The organism is Candidatus Pelagibacter communis (genome assembly GCF_001179845.1).
Lineage (GTDB): Bacteria > Pseudomonadota > Alphaproteobacteria > Pelagibacterales > Pelagibacteraceae > Pelagibacter > Pelagibacter ubique_Q.
In genome coordinates, this window is sequence record NZ_CVSB01000059.1 from 1 (window position 1) to 2283 (window position 2283).

General features: G+C 25.0%; 2 protein-coding genes and 1 tRNA gene. 2 read left to right on the forward strand and 1 reads right to left on the reverse strand.

What is annotated here, in order from left to right; genetic code table 11:
• Both AMN81_RS05860 and AMN81_RS05865 read left to right on the forward strand, forming a co-directional pair.
• The coding region (locus AMN81_RS05860; RefSeq protein WP_072091155.1) for an SGNH/GDSL hydrolase family protein at positions 1–1326 on the forward strand (1326 nt) is incomplete at its 5' end.
• A gap of 326 nt (positions 1327–1652) precedes the next feature.
• Complete coding sequence (locus tag AMN81_RS05865; RefSeq protein ID WP_072091156.1) at positions 1653–1853, forward strand: DUF2061 domain-containing protein; 201 nt, start codon at positions 1653–1655, stop codon at positions 1851–1853.
• A gap of 101 nt (positions 1854–1954) precedes the next feature.
• Here AMN81_RS05865 and AMN81_RS05870 read toward each other — a convergent pair.
• Positions 1955–2030 (reverse strand) — tRNA-Thr (locus tag AMN81_RS05870).
• Between the last annotated feature and the right edge of the window lie 253 nt (positions 2031–2283).

The window sequence follows — 2283 nt, forward strand, 5'->3', positions numbered from 1 at the left end:
ATATTCTCACCTTCTTTTTTCATTCTTTCAATTTTTTTATTTATTTATACATTTTATAAATCTGAAATTTATTGGGATGGAAATAAAAATGATTATTATTTTACATATTATCTTATATCATTAATATTTATTTTCTTATCAATATTTACATTTTTCATACATCATAAAATAAAAGAGTACGTAATCATTATCGTTATTAGTACAGTAATAACTTTATATTTACTTGAGGCTTATTTGATTTTTAAAAAACAGATTTCAAAAGAACAGCTTTCAGCAAAAAATCAAACAAAAGAACAATTAATAAAAGACCAAATTTATGAAAAAAATACAGGAAAAAAATTTGACAAAAGAACTAAATTAGAAATTTTAAATGATTTAAAAAATATAGATAAAAAAATACAGGTTCCTGTTACTCCATACAAATATATAAATAAAAATAAATCTTTATTTCCTCTTTCAGGTGTTTCAAACTCAAAAACAATTTTTTGTAATGAAAATGGATATTATGCAACTTATCAAAGTGACAGATATGGGTTTAATAATCCTGATGATAATTGGGACTCAGATGAAATAGAATATTTATTAGTAGGTGACTCCTTTACACATGGTGCATGCGTAAATAGACCAAATGATATGGGGTCTGTTTTAAGAAATTTATCAAAACAATCAGTCTTAAATTTAGGATATAGCGGAAATGGACCTTTAATTGAGTTTGCTACTCTGAGAGAATACATGAATAGTAATGTTAAAAAAGTTTTATGGATTTATTTTGAAGATAATGATTTGAGTGGTTTGCATAATGAAATGTCTGATAAAATTTTAATGAAATATTATAAAGATGTAACTTTTACACAAAATCTTAAATTTAGACAAAAAGAAATAGATAATTTATCAGTCAATTTTATTAATAAAGAAAAAAGTAAAAAGAACATAAAACGTGATAAAGGAATTTTAAAAGTTGAATTAATTAATTTTATTAAAATTACTAATTTAAGAGTTTTAATTTATCCACCACCACAATTAACATCAAATTTAAAAGAAATACTTAAATTAACAAAAGAATTAGTTAATGATAATAATTCAAAGTTATATTTTATATATCTGCCTGGATACGCCCGATATAGTACTAATTATGATAACAAAAGTTATAATTTAGTAAAAAATATTGTTAATCAGCTTGATATTCCTTTTGTTGATATTCCAAAAGAAGTTTTTGAAAAAGAAAAAAATCCACTCAATCTCTTTCCCTTTAAAATGAATGGACATTACACAGTTGAGGGTTATAAAAAAGTGAGTGTAGCAATTTATAACTTTGCAAGAGATTAAAATAAATAAATGAATAGAGAATAAAAACTTTTTAGATTGAATGATGGTGCCCCCGCACGGATTCGAGCCGCGGACCTATTGATTACAAATCAATTGCAAAAGTTTAAATAAACATTTGTTAGCAACAATTTTTAAAAAAGGATTTAATGCTAGCAACAAACTTGCAACAGTGTTAGTGTTTTTATATGAAGCTTAAACAAATCTTTAATTTTTGGAAACATTGGAATTGCAACTTATTTGTTAAAATTCACTATACCTCAGCAAAGTAAATAATCATTTTTACTAATTTTTACTAACATTCATTAAATTTTAATAGAAGGACTCTTATGAGTAAAAAAAGATTATTTTATAAATCAATTATTTGGCAAATTATCGGCATGATATGGATATCTTTGTTATCATATCTCTGGTTTGGTAATTGGACTCGATCATTAGGTTTCACTAGTGTGGTTGTCATCGTAAGCATTTTCGCTTATGTTTTATATGAGCAGTTATGGGAAAGATTTACAAAAAATAAAAAATTTTAAAAGACTAATTGATTGAGCAACAATCTTGCAACAATCCTGCAACACTTAATGTTGCAAAAGTAATTTTTAAGATAGAAGTATTGATGAAAAAGTCAGTGAGATGGTGCCCCCGCACGGATTCGAACCGCGGACCTATTGATTACAAATCAATTGCTCTACCAGCTGAGCTACAAGGGCATTTTTACTGCAGAAGTTTTTTAATGTTAAAAGTTTGATAAATCAATCTTAAAATAACTAGGTTAATTTTAATGAAAGTTTGTTATTTATAGTTTTGCATCTTGTTGTATACCATTAATTTGTTTAAATAACTTATATGCGTATTGCTTATTTATTTAACTCTTCAACTCCATCTTCAAATCCATCTAGTATTCAAGTTGTTAATACTTGTAGAAATAAATAAAAAGAATTTTAAAAAAGTTGCTGATATATT